This window comes from Kluyvera ascorbata (assembly GCF_023195735.1).
Classification (GTDB): Bacteria; Pseudomonadota; Gammaproteobacteria; order Enterobacterales; family Enterobacteriaceae; genus Kluyvera; species Kluyvera ascorbata.
In genome coordinates this window covers 4,392,450-4,408,575 of record NZ_CP096201.1, presented here as the reverse complement: position 1 = coordinate 4,408,575, position 16,126 = coordinate 4,392,450, and the positions used below count along the sequence as shown (strand labels likewise).

Here is a 16,126-nt window from a genome sequence, read left to right as displayed (position 1 = left end):
GTTTTGAGGGGGAGGCGATGTTTTTTTAGACACTTAGTGGGAGAGTAGGTTACTGACGCTTGCATGGTGGCGCGTGACAGGTATAATCCACAACGTTTTCCGCATACCTTTCCGTGCCGGAGTGGCGAAATCGGTAGACGCAGTTGATTCAAAATCAACCGTAGAAATACGTGCCGGTTCGAGTCCGGCCTTCGGCACCATTGATATGTAACTCAAAGCTACCTTCAGGTGGCTTTTTTTATTTTTCTCTCAACTGAGATGGTTACACCCAAATCAACTTCCATTTCCGATTGTGTCTTTAATCTTATTTTGTAACCTCCATGTAGGGTTAAATTGACCCATTTTTGTTTAATTCATTATAGCATTACGTTGATTTGGCTAAATTTTTATGAACATGATTGGTTTTAGCATTTATGGAAACTTGCGGTACGGAAAAAATAAATTTATCTCTTGACATTTACTGCCAACTGAACTAGAAAGTATTTTGTGTATATTCAGGTTGAAATGATGCAAGTATTTATTATGAAATTATAGAATTTATTATTTTATTTCTTTTGATTGTAACTTTAATATTATTAAAATGAGTAGGATGAGAATCATTATAAATGTTAAATGATTTTGGAATGAAAAAAGAAAATATCTATATTGATCTCTTTTCTGGATGTGGTGGGCTATCATTGGGTCTAGGGCAAGCGGGATGGAAAGGGCTATTTGCGGTTGAAAAAGATCCAATGGCATTTTCAACGTTTAGGCACAATCTAGTTGATAGTAAACACTCTCATTTTAATTGGCCTACATGGTTACCGAAGAAAGAAACAACAATTCAGGATCTGCTCGTAAATCATAAAGAAAACTTACTACTCTTACAGGGGCATGTTGATCTAATTGCTGGAGGGCCTCCTTGCCAAGGATTTTCACTTGCGGGTCGAAGAGACATAAAAGACCCAAGAAATAAACTGTCAAATGAATATGTTAGGATGGTTGATATTATCAGACCTAAATATATTTTACTTGAGAATGTGAGAGGTTTTAATTCTTCTTTTAAGGCGATTGCTGGGGAGGAAGTAAGAAAACCATATTCCATAATAGTAAAGGAAAAGTTAGAAAGAATAGGATATAAAATATTCACTGACTTTGTCTGTAGCTCTAGTTTTGGTGTTCCACAAAGTAGAACTAGATTTATTATGGTTGGCATAAGAAAAGATATTATTAATAATGATGTCTTAGCTCTAAATCCTTTTAATACGTTGTTGGATTTACGTAATGATTTTCTTATAAGTAAACAATTACCTCTGCATCCTATAAGTGTTAGCGATGCTATCGATGATCTTCTCATCAGTAATAATAACCTGGTTCATCATTCAGGTAGTGCATCAAATGGGTTCAAAAAAATCGATTATATTTCCCCTGAAAAACAATCAGCATACTTGAAATATATAAGAAAAAATTCTTTAAATAAAAAACCAAATAGTTTGAGATTAGCAAGGCATAAACCTGAAACTATCAATAAATTCAAGTTGATTCAAGAAATATGTGAGCCGGGAGTTAGTCTTAATGATAATATGCGGCTTCAGGTAGGCACTAAAAAACAAGCAATAACAGTGTTAAATCCTAACAAACCATCAAAAACATTAACTACATTACCTGATGATCTTCTGCATTACTCTGAGCCTAGAATATTGACAGTTAGAGAAATGGCGAGAATTCAATCGTTCCCGGATAATTTTGATATATTGGGAAAATATACAACAGGTGGTGAGCGACGAACTAAAGAATGTCCTAGGTATACACAGGTTGGTAATGCAGTACCACCACTGCTTGGTGAAGCTTTAGGGTATATGTTAAAAAAGATAGACTCCTCTTATTAAGGTCGGACTATGACAACTTCAGATATTGAAATTGAACAAAAACTTATAACAAATATAAGTAAAGGGATTCTTCAATCTACCAAGTTAGAAACTGATGATAAAGTTTTAGCCAGGGTCACTGATGGTATTTATCGATTGCCGGGTTCTGCAATTCGTGAATTAATTTCGAATGCTTATGATGCTGATGCAGAAAATGTGTATGTTGATACGGATGTTCCGCGTTTTAACTCAATGACGATACGTGATGACGGAAGTGGAATGTCAGTAAACACGTTAGTTAATATGCTTCGCCACATTGGTGGAAGTGCAAAGAGAACAGAAAAAGGTATTTCATTAAAGGTTACTGATGAGGATGATACTTCATTAAGTGCTATAAAAAAACGTAAATTAATAGGAAAAATAGGAATTGGTTTATTTAGTGTGGCTCAGCTGGTGATGCTGCCAACTTACTGATTTAGTGTATGATGGTGTTTTTGAGGTGCTCCAGTGGCTTCTGTTTCTATCAGCTGTCCCTCCTGTTCAGCTACTGACGGGGTGGTGCGTAACGGCAAAAGCACTGCCGGACATCAGCGCTATCTCTGCTCTCACTGCCGTAAAACATGGCAACTGCAGTTCACTTACACCGCTTCTCAACCCGGTACGCACCAGAAAATCATTGATATGGCCATGAATGGCGTTGGATGCCGGGCAACCGCCCGCATTATGGGCGTTGGCCTCAACACGATTTTCCGCCATTTAAAAAACTCAGGCCGCAGTCGGTAACCTCGCGCATACAGCCGGGCAGTGACGTCATCGTCTGCGCGGAAATGGACGAACAGTGGGGATACGTCGGGGCTAAATCGCGCCAGCGCTGGCTGTTTTACGCGTATGACAGGCTCCGGAAGACGGTTGTTGCGCACGTATTCGGTGAACGCACTATGGCGACGCTGGGGCGTCTTATGAGCCTGCTGTCACCCTTTGACGTGGTGATATGGATGACGGATGGCTGGCCGCTGTATGAATCCCGCCTGAAGGGAAAGCTGCACGTAATCAGCAAGCGATATACGCAGCGAATTGAGCGGCATAACCTGAATCTGAGGCAGCACCTGGCACGGCTGGGACGGAAGTCGCTGTCGTTCTCAAAATCGGTGGAGCTGCATGACAAAGTCATCGGGCATTATCTGAACATAAAACACTATCAATAAGTTGGAGTCATTACCGGCTCAGCTGACAAGAGATTTTGAGATAATTACAAAGCAGAAAGGGAATGATTATTACCTGAGGGCGAAAGTTAGGCTGTTCAATTATTCTGATGATATTCCAAATAATAAGAAATTAGATGATGATAGAGGGAAAAGTTTCCAGACAGGAAATGTTGATATATGGATAGAAAAAACAAAAAATATTGATGCACATGGAACTGACATTTTATTACATAACATAAAGAAAAGCACAAAAGATCAGTTACGAAGTGTTGATATATGGGGGCAGACCGAGAATGAAACTGTTCCTGATGATGATGAACATGAGAATGATGATAAATCAGACTCTTCTAAAGCAATATTACCTGATTTTCATGTTGGATATCTTTGCAGTGATAAAGATGGTACCGATACATATACCGATGATAAAGATCGAAAACCATCACTTCCTTGGGACGAAAGTACTGCTTCAGAAAAAAAATTCTTAAATCTCTACGAAGCTATATTAAATAAAACGAAAAATGCAGTAAGTCCTAAATTGAATTTAATTTTGGATAACTATTTAAATATGATCTGGACGTTAGGGTTATCAATTCCGTTGGAATATATTGAAAAACACCCTTTCGGAATAAACCTAAATGAAATGCCAGATGTATATGTTTTAAGTAATAAAAGTAAGGGGCAAGCTGATCGCATCATCGTTGATGATGAAAGTAAAAAGACTCAAATAGGTGATATTGTAGGCTTTTCTTCGCATAACAGAAAATATGATTTTAATGTGTATGTTGATGGAGTTAAGTTATTTAGGCCTATTAAATACACAGACCTTCCAGAATCAAAAGCAATGGTCAAGAAGCCGATCATGTTCATTGGGAAGTATAAGCCTAATTTATCATCTTTTGATGTTACAGAGTCCGGTGGTGCCTTAGAATTTGAAGCATATATATTATGGTCCCCAAAAGTTAGTCCTAAGGATCACAATGGTTCATTAATAAGAATTCACGATGCATCAGGAATTCTATTTGATGAAACATTTATGAAGCATCAAGTTGCAGAACATACAATAAAAAGTCAACTTACTGCGGAAATATTTGTTAGCAAGGGCCTAGATTCTGCTTTAAATATTGATCGCGAATCGTTCAATATTGCGCATCCTCATTATAAAATTGTTATGCGTTGGCTGCATAGTGCAATAAGACAAGTTGTAAATAGATATAAGCAAATCAAAAGAGAAGTAAGAACTACAGCAAATACTGATATTGAGGATGCGTTTACCGAATCACTAAGTAAGATTGTCGAAAGGTCTTATATTAGTAACTTTAAAGACCCAGATGAAAGAGCCAGTCTTGTTCTTTTAAATGATGGAAGCGGTTTTTCTGATGGGGCGAGTGGGAAGAACACTGGTGAATTTAAAAATGATGGGTTGATACCGAGAAATTTAGAGGAAGTCTTCGATAGTTTTATAATATCCCAGTCTAAATTAGATGAGGTTTTTGTTCCAAACAAAAAACAAAAAGTAAAACAGAAAAATTTAATATCTCGTTCTGAAGCTATCCTGCAAATACTAGATTCATATAATCTTTTAGAAAATCTAACAGTTGAAAAACAAGAAAGCTTAGTTTTAGACTTAATTGAAGTATTAAGTGTTGAGGTATAAAATGAGCCTTTATAATTTTGAAGATGATAATTCACTTTTTAATCCAGATGATGTTTTAGGTAAAGTATCTCAACAACCTAAAAACGAGTTTATGCCTTGGCACAAGCCACGAAAACAATACATAAGGGATAAGCAATGGGTTGAGCACTTAATTCGTTTAGTTAGGCTTAATAAATATAAAAGTGTTGAGGTTATAAATTATTTTGGTTTGCCTGGTGGGGATTTACTTGACATAAATTATATATATAAAGGCTTGCAAGAAACCTCGAGTTATTCGGGGAAAAAACTTGGTTTTCATGGTTTTATTAATAATTCTGATGACTATAAAAAGGCTCAAGGTGAATTATCTAAATTATTAGATAAGGATGATATTTCTAAACAATCTCGATTAGATTATTTTAATTTTGAGGATCTTAATAAACCTAACTCTGAAGCATGGTCAAGAATAAAACGCTTCGGGACGTACCATTTTATTAATCTTGATTTCTGCAATAATGTTCTAACTGAGAAAACTTTACCGCCAATTCACTTAATTCTAGAATATCAAATGCAGCGTGTTATTGGCGTTCCATGGTTATTGTGTATCACAACAAGATTAAATAGAGATAGCTCTAACCGTAATGTTATTGAAAAATTCCATGCTGTTATTTCAGAAGTGATGGAAGGTGGAGCTATTTGCGAAAAAATCAAAGAATGCTTCTCTGAAGCATATGATTGCATGAAATCTATCGATAATATAGAAAGTGCTGAAAATAAATCTTTATTAAATCAAATATTACAAATTTGTTTAGTTCTATGGATACTGAAGTCAGCTATTGCTAGAGAAAATAAAATTGAGCTTAAAAGTAGTTTTAAGTACTCAGTCGATTTATTTAACAGAGAGTGTGATATGCATTCCTTTGTTTTTTCTTTCGAAAAAGAAGAAAGCATTCTTCCAGATTTGATTAACATTGTTAATGCAAAAAATAAAGCTGAACCCATTGTGTTCGATAGTGTAGCAATGTCTGCAATAAATCGTTTAAGTAATAGCCTGGATGTTGATGATTATTTGGACGGACAGCCAGATGAGTTGGAAAAATATGCAAATCAAATGATGGAAATGCTTAAGTATTGTGGCTATGATGTATCCGATTATAAAAGATATATGAATGAGAAATATGGTTATAGCTGTATATTAGCATGACATATGTAAAGGCATCTCTTTGGGGGATGCCTTTACATTTTTGAGCGTAGTTTAAAACTTATCTATTACTCTTGGTATCAAGCATACATGCATATCCCCCAATCACCCCAATAAACTCCCTAACCTGCCTCCGCTTCCTCACCGACAATTTCCCCACCACCCGCGCCGTCTCCAGCACCTCGTCAGCCTCGGCTTCCACCGCCGTCAGCACCATACATCCCTTCATCACCCGCACCTCAACCTTCGTGCCGGTGGCAAACCCTGCTGCTTCCAGCCATTGCCCCTTCATCATCACCGCCGGAACGCGATGATAATCTGGCGCGCGGCTCGCATAACTCACGGTTAAATTCCGCTTATTTCCATCCACTACTTCTGGTTCAAACGAATCTACAATACAATCGACGTCAGTCATGGTTACTATTCCTTTTAAATAGTAATTGTGATTAGCGATGCGGGCGTGTTGGCGCATACCCGCATCGCGCAAAATAACACCTGTAAATATAACCAGTATAGAAAATAAAAGCCAGCCGAAAATAAAACGTAATAAACGCTATTAAATATAAAACCGGAAACCATTATTAATATTATCTATTAAAAACAGTCTCCGTATTAATAATGAAAATAGATAACCGAAAAATCACGACATCACCATCGCCGCCTGAATATACCGCTGCGGCGACACCCCCAGCTTCTTTCTGAACATCGCAATAAACGCGCTCGCGCTGGCATAGCCCAGCTCCTGCGCCAGCGTATTCACCGCCACGCCGCGCGCCAGATTACACACCGCCTCTAGCAGCCGAATCTGTTGTCGCCATTCGGAAAAACTCAGGTGCGTCTCTTCGCGGAACAGGCGTGCCAGCGTGCGTTCGCTGGCTCCGACCTTTTGTCCCCACCAGGCGAGAGTCGCGGTATGATCCAACTCGCGGCACAGCGTATCGCAGACCTGACGCACCCGGCGGTCGCTCGGGAGGGTCACGTGGCACAGCGCGGCGGCGGGGAGTCGCTGTAGCTCGTCGGCCAGTAGCGCCTGAAGCAGGACCATCCGCTCAGGGGGAATGGCATCTTCAAGCCCGGCATCAATCAGGGTGTGGAGTAGGGGAGTGGCGGCCAGGCCGCGACACTGATTGCCAAACAGGCGTGACGCCTGCGGGCTAAGGTACAAGTTCTGCGTCACCACGCGATCCACGGCCTGGAGCCCGTGCGGCAGCCCGCCGGGTAGCCAGATTGCGCGGCCGGGCGACAGCAGCCAGATATGCTGCGGAGTGACGATTTTCGCCACGCCGCTCAGCGGATAAATCAGCTGCCCCTGTTCGTGCTGGTGAACCGGCTCTTCGCTGCCCGGTGCGTATTTGAGCTGGCGCAGCCCTTCAATCGCGTTCGGAATGGTCATCTTCACCTGCCCTCTGTCTGATTCTCACCATTTATGCTTACTGCTGCGTTTAGAGACAACTTTTGTCCGTATGGCGACATCCTGGTGGCCAGTAACGCCATTCTGCCACGGACGGGCTTCTCTTTTAAACTTGAATAATTATCATTTCCATCCAATTCTAATAACAGTCGGAAATGCTATGAATCAGGTTGGCAAGCTTTTCAGGGATAAACCGTTGAAAGTACTGGCATGTACGATCATCGCAGGGTACAGCGGGCAAGCGTTCACTGCGGATAACGGTCACGATAGCACAAAAGAACAGACAATAGTGGTCACCGCCGCGGCACCGTCGCAGGGGCAGGATGATGAGAGTTCACTGGTGGCGCATAACGCGACTGCCGGAACGAAATCCAGCCAGCCGATAAGCCGCACATCGCAAAGTATCGCCGTGGTTACCCAAGCGCAAATCGCGGCGCAGGCGGCGAAAACCATTCCGGAGGCGCTGCGCTATGTCTCCGGCGTGGCATCGGAAAACGCCGGGCCGGATACCCGTTTTGACACCATCGTGGTGCGTGGTTTTGAAGCCGACGAATATCTCGATGGCCTGCGTCTGCCGCGTGAAGCCTGGTGGAGCCGCCCGGCGTGGGACCCGTTCCTGCTGTCGCGCATTGAGGTGGTGAAAGGCCCATCGTCGGTACTGTACGGCCAGGCCAACCCGGGCGGGGTGATCAATATGGTGAGCAAAACCCCGCAGGCCCAGCCTGGCGGGGAAGTGTATATGTCCACCGGCAACAACAGCCTGTTTGGCACCGGCTTTGATGTCACCGGCCCGCTGACCGATGACAACACGCTGCTTGGCCGCGTGGCGGGAACCTTCTTCGATACCGAAACGCAGGTCGACCACACTCGCTATCAGCATTATGACATTGCGCCATCCTTCACCTGGCAGCCGAGCGATCGCACCAGCCTGACGGTGCTGGCGCAGCTGCGTAAAGACCCGGACAGCGGCTTCTACAACCAGATGCCCACCTCCGGCACGCTGACCTATAACCCGAACGGGCAGATCTCCAGCAAGTTCTACGGCGGTCAGCCGGGCTTTGACAGCTATGAGCGCAAGCAGGGCAGCATCGGCTATCAGTTCCGCCACGACTTTAACGACACGGTGACCTTCCGCCAGAACCTGCGCTATATCAGCAGCACCGGCGATTACCTGATGGTCTACCCATGGGGCGTCCATGCCGATGCGCCGTTGATCGACCGTTACTCGATGAACCTGCAGGAGACCATGGTCAACTTCGCCGTGGATAACCAGGCGGAGTTCCATCTGCAAACCGGCCCGGTGCAGCATACGCTTCTGGCCGGGATTGACCGGATGCACAGCTCGGTGCGCAGCCGCGCAGGCTACGGTGATGCGAGCCCGATCAACTACCTCAATCCGGATTACAGCACCCCGGTTGAAGTGCCTGCCTTCACCAGCAGCACCCACTCCACGCTCGATCAAACCGGGTTCTACCTGCAGGATCAGCTTGAATGGGCAAACTGGATAATGAACCTCGCCGGGCGTTATGATGCGGCAAAAACCAAGAGCACCAACCTGCTGACCGACGCGCGTACCGAAAGCAACGACTATGCGACCACCGGGCGCGCCGGGCTGCTGTACCACTTCGATAACGGTTTAGCGCCGTACGTCAGCTACTCGACCTCGTTCGTGCCAAGCAGCACGACCGATTTTTACGGTCACGGCTTTAAGCCGACGGAAGGCAAGCAGACGGAAATGGGCCTGAAGTACGATCCGGTTGGGCTGGATGCGCTGTTTACGCTGGCGCTGTTTAACCTGCGAGAAACCAACGTCGCGACGCCGGACCCGGATCACGCCAACTACAGCGTGCAGACCGGTGAGATCCGATCTCGCGGGATCGAACTGGACGGCAAGATCAACATCACCCCGGCCTGGTCGGTTCTGGCCTCCTACGCGTTAACCGATCCGGAAGTGATCAGCGCGAACGACGGCACCGAAGGCAAACATCCAGTTGGCATTGCGCGCAACAGCGCCAAGCTGTGGACGCAGTATGCGCTGAGCGGCCCGCTGGACGGCTTCTCCATCGGCGGCGGCGTGCGCTATGTCGGCAGCAGCTACGCCAATACCGACAACAGTCTGAAGGTACCGGCGGCCACGGTCTACGATGCGCGCCTGGGCTACGACTGGCATGAATGGGGCGTTGCGCTGAACGCCGCGAACCTGACCAACAAAACCTACCTCGCCACCTGCCAGAACAACGGCTGTGAATACGCGATGAAACGTCAGCTGACGGCAACCGTTAGCTACAAGTGGTAACGATGCTCTCACGACGCACGTTATTAACCGCAGCGCTGCTGGCTCCCGCGATGTCGTGGGCCGGGAGCGCTGCGGCCCCGCAGAAGCTGGCGGTGCTGGACTGGGGGCTGACGGAGATGATCCTGGCTCTCGGTATCACGCCTGCCGGCGTCTCGGCGCCCGACTGGTATCGCAAACTGATCCCGCAGCCTGCGCTGCCTTCCACGGTGCAGGATTTAGGGCTGCTGTTTCAGCCGAACCTCGAAACGCTGTACGCCTTAAAGCCTGACCGCATTGTGATAACTCCCCAGCATACGTTGCTGAAGCCCGCGCTGGAAAAAATTGCGCCGACGCTAACGCTGCCAACGCACGGGCTTACCTCCTTTATACAAGCGACGCGCCAGCTTGGTGATGTCTTCGGACGGGAAACGCAGGCGCAGGTGTTGCTCAATAATCTGCAATCGCAGATAGCCCGAGTGCGCAAGGTTGCCCAGACGGTGCGGCAACCGGCGTTCTGCGCCACGCCCGTCGATGCGCTGCATCTGCGGCTCTATGTCCCGGGAAGTTTGCCCGGCGATGTGCTGGCCGCTTGCGGCCTGCGTCATGCCTGGCAGGGGAGCCGTGGGGCGGAAGGGACGGTGCTGATAGAGTTAACGAGTATCGCCACGGTGGATGCCCGGCTTATCTTACTGGTCGATGACGACAAGCGTGACGCCGTTGTCCGCTGGCGGCAAAGCGCGCTGTGGCAGCGCCTGCCGGTAACGTCGCAGCATCCGATGGCGGTGATTGAACAGCCGATTAGCGATACCGGCGCGCTCATCACCGCCGGACGCTTCGCCGATATCCTCTATCCCTTTGTCGCGGGGTGGCGCGATGCATGAACCCTATTCCCGCCGCCTCTCATGGGGGCTCATCACGCTGCTGTGGCTGGCGGCGCTATTGCTCGCCGGTAGCGACGTGCTGCGCGAAGGCGGCCTGCGCGCGCTGCTGTATGCCAATAACCTCCAGCCCTCGGCGATTATTCTGCACAGCATGTGGCTGCCGCGGCAGGGTATGGCGATTGTCGGCGGGGCGACGCTTGGCCTCTGCGGCTGGCTGATGCAGCGGGCGCTGCGCAACCCGCTGGCGGAGCCGATTACGCTCGGGATGACTTCCGGCGCGACGCTGGCGCTGGGGCTGACATCGCTCTGGTTTCCGCTATTACTGACCGACGCCAAAATGGCGGTGGTGGTGGTGGGCGAGCTGGCCGCACTGCTGCTGGTGCTTGCGCTGAGCTGGCGGCAGCGGCTCTCGCCTTTAGTGATGATCCAGGCCGGGATGATGATCAACCTGTGGTGCGGCGCGCTGACGATGCTTATCGCCATCATCAACGATCGTTTTCTGCTGACCGTGCTGATGTGGGGCGGCGGCTCGCTGGCGCAGGAGGACAGCCATCTGCTGATGTCGCTGCTGCCCTGGCTAGCGCTTTGCCTGCTGGCGATGGCTTTTTTGTGGCGACCGCTGGAGCTGTTGCAACTGCCGGAAACCATGGTCAGTAGCCTGGGCGCGTCGCCGCTGAAAATTCGCAGCGCTGCGGTGTTGCTGGCGCTGGTGATGAGCGCGCTGGTGGTTAATGCCGTCGGGGTGATCGGTTTTATCGGCCTGGCCGCGCCGCATCTTGCCCGCTTTGGCGGCGCACGCACGTCGCGCCAGCTGATGCTGCACAGTGCGCTCACCGGGGCGGGGTTGCTGTGGTTTACCGACCTCTGCGTGTCCCGAGTTTCGCTATTGAATGGCCAGTTGCTGCCCGTAGGCATGCTGACCGCGCTTACCGGCGGGCCGCTGCTAATCCTGCTGGCGCGCCATGCCCGGCAGCATGTTCCGGATACTTCCCCGTCGCCGCTGACGGCGGATGCCTCAACCCACCTCTGGGTACCGTGGTTTGCCGTTGCCGTACTGCTTATCACCATTGTGGTTTCACTCTGTCTTGGGCTCGGACTCGGCCACTGGCATTGGGCAAGCTATGAGGAGCTGACGCAGTTGCTGCCGCTCAGGGTTCCGCGCCTGCTGGCCGCCATCAGCGCCGGGGCGCTGTTAGCGGGCGCGGGAGTACTGATGCAACGCGTGAGCGGCAACCCGCTGGCGAGCCCGGAGGTGCTGGGCATCGGCGGCGGCGCGGCGATGGGCGTCACCGTCTATATCCTGTTGTTTCCCACTCAGGGCACCGCCTTTCTTCTATTAAGCAGCCTGGTAGGTGCGCTTATTAGTTTGCTACTGACGATGTGGAATAGCCGACGCAGCGCGTTTAACCCTCAACGCGTGTTGCTTAACGGGCTGGCGCTGAATGCGCTATGTCAGGCCGCCGTTAGCATTGTGATGCTCAATAACCTTTCGGCCAGCGCGGTGCTGCTGCCGCTGATGACCGGCAGTACCTACTACATCAGCGCCTCTCTGGCGCAGGTGCTGTTTATCGCCACGCTGGTGCTACTGGCGATAACCCCGCTGTTTCGTCGTTGGTTGGTGCTGCTGCCAATGGGCAGCGTGGCCGGTTCGCTTGGCATCTCGCTGCCGCGTGCCCGTTTCGGTGTGCTGGCGCTGGCGGCGCTGATGACCGGGCTTGCCACTTTATTGGTGGGGCCGGTGTCGTTTATCGGACTGCTGGGTCCGCATCTGGCGCGCCGGGTTGGCGTGAAAGGCGTACTGGCGCAGCTCTACACCGCGGTGCTGCTTTCTGCCTGCATTATGACCGTTGCTGATTGGCTGGGGCGCAATGCGCTCTATCCGCGCCAGCTACCGGTGGGGCTGGTGGCATCGCTCATCGGCGTACCGCTGCTGGTCTGGCCGCTGATTCGTGGCAGAAACAGACCGTCATCTCATCAGATGTAATAAAGAAGCAAACTATAAAAAAGGAACGGGCATGTCGTTGTTGTTGATGTTGTTTCGGATGGTCGGCGGCTGGCTGCTGCTGGCCGTGGTTGCCGGGCTGATTAGCGGGCTGAGCAATGCGTCGCTGCTGGCGATGATTAACCACAGCCTGAATCTGCCGCCTGTACACGGCTGGCTGGCGCCGGGAATACAGTTTGCGCTGCTGGCCTGCCTGATGCTGGCAACCCGCGTTATCTCGCAAACCACCTTTATGTACCTTGGGCAGAAGGTAAAAGCGCGGCTGCGTAGTGAGCTGACGCATCGGGTGAGTGAAACCCGCTGGCTACAGCTGGAACGTTCCGGAATGGCGCGGACTATTTCGGTGCTGACGCAGGATCTCGATACGCTAGTGGTCTTTTTCGTCAACCTGCCGAATCTCTTCATCTATAGCGCGGTGATCCTCGGGTGCCTGATTTACCTGGCGACGCTGTCTCTGAGTGTGCTTGGGTTGGCGCTGCTGGCGATTGCGCTCGGCACGTTGGGGTATCAGGCGGCACACGGGCGTGCGCTTGGGCTACTGCGACAATCCCGGCGACGAGAAGACACGCTCATTCAGCAGTGCAAAACGTTGTTCGACGGCGGGCGTGAATATCGGCTTAACGCCGCGCGTCGGCGGCATTTTGTGGACGGCGAACTGGCGGAGAATATTGAAGCTGTGCGCCGGGAGCGGACGCGGGGCTATATCCTGTATGGGCTGGCGACGAGCTGGGGCAGCATTCTGTTCTTTGTGTTTATCGGCCTGGTGCTGTTTGGCCTGCGCGAAGCGTTAACGCTGCAACCGGCGGCGATTACCGGCTACGTGATGATCTTCCTTTATATGATTGTGCCCGTTGAGGGCGTGCTGTCGTCGCTACCGACTATCGCCAGCGCGCGGGTGGCGATGCAGCGGGTGCAGCAGCTTCAGGCGGCGCTGCCGCCGGAGCAGGCGCAGCGTCCGTTGCCAGAAGGGCCGTTCACCTCGCTGGCGCTGGAGCGGGTGAGTTATCAATATCAAGGGGAAGATGGTGAACGCTTTACCCTTGGCCCGCTCGACCTGACGTTTACGCCGGGCGAGCTGGTCTTTATCGTCGGCGGTAACGGCAGTGGGAAAACGACGCTGGCGAATCTGCTGGTGGGGATCTATCCGCCCGACAGCGGAGCGCTGCGCCTAAACGGCCAGCTGATTGCCGATGATCAACAGGAGGCATATCGGCAATGCTTCTCGGTGGTGTTCAATGATTTCTTCCTTTTCGATAACGTGGCGTTTGTGCATGAACGCACGGCGGAACAGGTAGGGGAGTTACTCGAGCGGCTGAAGCTCGGCCATAAGGTCCGGTTTGCGGACGGACGTTTCTCCACGACGGCGCTCTCTCAGGGGCAGCGCAAACGGCTGGCTTTGTTGCAGGCCTGGCTGGAAGCGCGGCCGATCTACCTGTTCGATGAGTGGGCTGCTGACCAGGACCCGGAATTCAAAGCGGTGTTTTACCAGGAAATCCTCCCGGCGCTGAAGGCTGAAGGGAAAACCATTATCGCGGTCACCCATGACGATCGCTATTTCCACCTTGCGGACCGGATTATCAAGCTCGAATCGGGGCGTATTGTTGAATAGTGGGTGGGGCGATAAGCCGTTTCCCTCTCTATAAAGAAGGGGGGAGATACGCAGAGACGATAAGAATAGATGAGATTTGTGGATAACTCTGTGTGTAAATGGGTATAAGGCGGGGTTCTGCTGGGGATTGCAGCAGTCAGTCATTTTTCTGCAATTTAAGGGTTGCGGCGCTGAAGAAACTCCCTATAATGCGGCCCCACTGAGACGGAACAACGGCAAGCAAGCCGCCGGGTCAGCGAGATTCTCCTGAGAATCTCAACAGAGAAAAGCGAAATTAAACGCTTGACTCTGAAAGAGGAAAGCGTAATATACGCCACCTCGCAACAGTGAGCGAAAGCCGTGTTGCACTGCTCTTTAACAATTTATCAGACAATCTGTGTGGGCACTCGAAGATACGGATTCTTAACGTCGCAAGACGAAAAATGAATACCAAGTCTCTGAGTGAACACGTAATTCATTACGAAGTTTAATTCACGAGCATCAAACTTAAATTGAAGAGTTTGATCATGGCTCAGATTGAACGCTGGCGGCAGGCCTAACACATGCAAGTCGAACGGTAGCACAGAGAGCTTGCTCTTGGGTGACGAGTGGCGGACGGGTGAGTAATGTCTGGGAAACTGCCCGATGGAGGGGGATAACTACTGGAAACGGTAGCTAATACCGCATAACGTCGCAAGACCAAAGTGGGGGACCTTCGGGCCTCACACCATCGGATGTGCCCAGATGGGATTAGCTGGTTGGTGAGGTAATGGCTCACCAAGGCGACGATCCCTAGCTGGTCTGAGAGGATGACCAGCCACACTGGAACTGAGACACGGTCCAGACTCCTACGGGAGGCAGCAGTGGGGAATATTGCACAATGGGCGCAAGCCTGATGCAGCCATGCCGCGTGTATGAAGAAGGCCTTCGGGTTGTAAAGTACTTTCAGCGAGGAGGAAGGCATTAAGGTTAATAACCTTAGTGATTGACGTTACTCGCAGAAGAAGCACCGGCTAACTCCGTGCCAGCAGCCGCGGTAATACGGAGGGTGCAAGCGTTAATCGGAATTACTGGGCGTAAAGCGCACGCAGGCGGTCTGTCAAGTCGGATGTGAAATCCCCGGGCTCAACCTGGGAACTGCATTCGAAACTGGCAGGCTAGAGTCTTGTAGAGGGGGGTAGAATTCCAGGTGTAGCGGTGAAATGCGTAGAGATCTGGAGGAATACCGGTGGCGAAGGCGGCCCCCTGGACAAAGACTGACGCTCAGGTGCGAAAGCGTGGGGAGCAAACAGGATTAGATACCCTGGTAGTCCACGCCGTAAACGATGTCTATTTGGAGGTTGTTCCCTTGAGGAGTGGCTTCCGGAGCTAACGCGTTAAATAGACCGCCTGGGGAGTACGGCCGCAAGGTTAAAACTCAAATGAATTGACGGGGGCCCGCACAAGCGGTGGAGCATGTGGTTTAATTCGATGCAACGCGAAGAACCTTACCTACTCTTGACATCCAGAGAACTTAGCAGAGATGCTTTGGTGCCTTCGGGAACTCTGAGACAGGTGCTGCATGGCTGTCGTCAGCTCGTGTTGTGAAATGTTGGGTTAAGTCCCGCAACGAGCGCAACCCTTATCCTTTGTTGCCAGCGGTTCGGCCGGGAACTCAAAGGAGACTGCCAGTGATAAACTGGAGGAAGGTGGGGATGACGTCAAGTCATCATGGCCCTTACGAGTAGGGCTACACACGTGCTACAATGGCATATACAAAGAGAAGCGACCTCGCGAGAGCAAGCGGACCTCATAAAGTATGTCGTAGTCCGGATTGGAGTCTGCAACTCGACTCCATGAAGTCGGAATCGCTAGTAATCGTAGATCAGAATGCTACGGTGAATACGTTCCCGGGCCTTGTACACACCGCCCGTCACACCATGGGAGTGGGTTGCAAAAGAAGTAGGTAGCTTAACCTTCGGGAGGGCGCTTACCACTTTGTGATTCATGACTGGGGTGAAGTCGTAACAAGGTAACCGTAGGGGAACCTGCGGTTGGATCACCTCCTTACCTTAAAGAAGCGTTCTTTGAAGTGCTCACACAG

Annotated in this window: 11 protein-coding genes, 1 tRNA gene and 1 rRNA gene; 11 read left to right on the top strand and 2 right to left on the bottom strand. The window is 50.0% G+C overall.

All coding sequences use genetic code 11. The features are described 5' to 3' along the window. Positions 1-115: 115 nt before the first annotated feature. From MY052_RS21045 to MY052_RS21020, 6 genes are all read left to right on the top strand, one after another. Positions 116-200, top strand: a tRNA-Leu gene (locus tag MY052_RS21045). Positions 201-623: 423 nt separating this feature from the next. Next, positions 624-1,868, top strand: coding sequence for a DNA cytosine methyltransferase (locus MY052_RS21040; protein ID WP_248537814.1), 1,245 nt, complete (start codon positions 624-626; stop codon positions 1,866-1,868). Positions 1,869-1,877: 9 nt separating this feature from the next. After that, positions 1,878-2,321: an ATP-binding protein gene (locus MY052_RS21035; protein WP_248537813.1), complete on the top strand. Its 444-nt coding sequence runs from the start codon at positions 1,878-1,880 to the stop codon at positions 2,319-2,321. A 33-nt stretch (positions 2,322-2,354) separates the two neighbouring features. Further along, positions 2,355-3,052, top strand: a protein-coding gene (locus tag MY052_RS21030; protein WP_095033700.1) for an IS1-like element IS1B family transposase whose coding sequence is annotated in 2 segments (ribosomal slippage) — positions 2,355-2,604 and positions 2,604-3,052 — 699 coding nt in all. Because the reading frame shifts where the segments join, the coding sequence is not laid out codon by codon here. Between the two features lies 1 nt (position 3,053). Next, complete coding sequence (locus MY052_RS21025; protein ID WP_248537812.1) at positions 3,054-4,706, top strand: hypothetical protein; 1,653 nt, start codon at positions 3,054-3,056, stop codon at positions 4,704-4,706. Position 4,707: 1 nt separating this feature from the next. Then, entirely contained in the window at positions 4,708-5,889 is a 1,182-nt protein-coding gene (locus tag MY052_RS21020; protein WP_248537811.1) for a PP_RS20740 family protein, read from the top strand. Between the two features lie 58 nt (positions 5,890-5,947). Here the strand turns inward: MY052_RS21020 and symE are convergent, their stop codons facing one another. Next, entirely contained in the window at positions 5,948-6,301 is a 354-nt protein-coding gene (gene symE, locus MY052_RS21015; RefSeq protein WP_248537810.1) for an endoribonuclease SymE, read from the bottom strand. Positions 6,302-6,526: 225 nt separating this feature from the next. Continuing rightward, positions 6,527-7,279 (bottom strand): AraC family transcriptional regulator, encoded by a 753-nt coding sequence (locus MY052_RS21010; protein WP_248537809.1) that lies wholly within the window; start codon positions 7,277-7,279, stop codon positions 6,527-6,529. Between the two features lie 178 nt (positions 7,280-7,457). Between MY052_RS21010 and MY052_RS21005 the strand changes: the two genes are divergently transcribed. The 5 genes from MY052_RS21005 (at position 7,458) to MY052_RS20985 (ending at position 16,092) form a co-directional block, all read left to right on the top strand. Further along, positions 7,458-9,593: a TonB-dependent siderophore receptor gene (locus tag MY052_RS21005; RefSeq protein WP_248537808.1), complete on the top strand. Its 2,136-nt coding sequence runs from the start codon at positions 7,458-7,460 to the stop codon at positions 9,591-9,593. 2 nt (positions 9,594-9,595) lie between these two features. Further along, complete coding sequence (locus MY052_RS21000) at positions 9,596-10,453, top strand: iron-siderophore ABC transporter substrate-binding protein (RefSeq protein WP_248537806.1); 858 nt, start codon at positions 9,596-9,598, stop codon at positions 10,451-10,453. Further along, the gene (fhuB, locus tag MY052_RS20995) at positions 10,446-12,437 is read left to right on the top strand and encodes a Fe(3+)-hydroxamate ABC transporter permease FhuB (protein ID WP_248537804.1); all 1,992 of its coding nucleotides are present in this window, start codon (positions 10,446-10,448) and stop codon (positions 12,435-12,437) included. Before MY052_RS21000 ends, fhuB begins: the two co-directional genes overlap by 8 nt. Positions 12,438-12,468: 31 nt before the next feature. After that, positions 12,469-14,064, top strand: coding sequence for a cyclic peptide export ABC transporter (locus tag MY052_RS20990; RefSeq protein WP_248537802.1), 1,596 nt, complete (start codon positions 12,469-12,471; stop codon positions 14,062-14,064). 488 nt (positions 14,065-14,552) lie between these two features. Further along, positions 14,553-16,092 (top strand): 16S ribosomal RNA (locus MY052_RS20985). Positions 16,093-16,126: the final 34 nt, after the last annotated feature.

What these genes read in the sequence shown, in the direction of transcription:
- MY052_RS21020 (WP_248537811.1), top strand. Translation starts at nt 4,708, where the DNA reads ATGAGCCTTTATAATTTTGAAGATGATAATTCACTTTTTAATCCAGAT.
- MY052_RS21040 (WP_248537814.1), top strand. Translation starts at nt 624, where the DNA reads ATGAAAAAAGAAAATATCTATATTGATCTCTTTTCTGGATGTGGTGGG.
- MY052_RS21005 (WP_248537808.1), top strand. Translation starts at nt 7,458, where the DNA reads ATGAATCAGGTTGGCAAGCTTTTCAGGGATAAACCGTTGAAAGTACTG.
- symE (WP_248537810.1), bottom strand. Translation starts at nt 6,301, where the DNA reads ATGACTGACGTCGATTGTATTGTAGATTCGTTTGAACCAGAAGTAGTG.
- MY052_RS21035 (WP_248537813.1), top strand. Translation starts at nt 1,878, where the DNA reads ATGACAACTTCAGATATTGAAATTGAACAAAAACTTATAACAAATATA.
- MY052_RS21010 (WP_248537809.1), bottom strand. Translation starts at nt 7,279, where the DNA reads ATGACCATTCCGAACGCGATTGAAGGGCTGCGCCAGCTCAAATACGCA.
- MY052_RS20990 (WP_248537802.1), top strand. Translation starts at nt 12,469, where the DNA reads ATGTCGTTGTTGTTGATGTTGTTTCGGATGGTCGGCGGCTGGCTGCTG.
- MY052_RS21000 (WP_248537806.1), top strand. Translation starts at nt 9,596, where the DNA reads ATGCTCTCACGACGCACGTTATTAACCGCAGCGCTGCTGGCTCCCGCG.
- fhuB (WP_248537804.1), top strand. Translation starts at nt 10,446, where the DNA reads ATGCATGAACCCTATTCCCGCCGCCTCTCATGGGGGCTCATCACGCTG.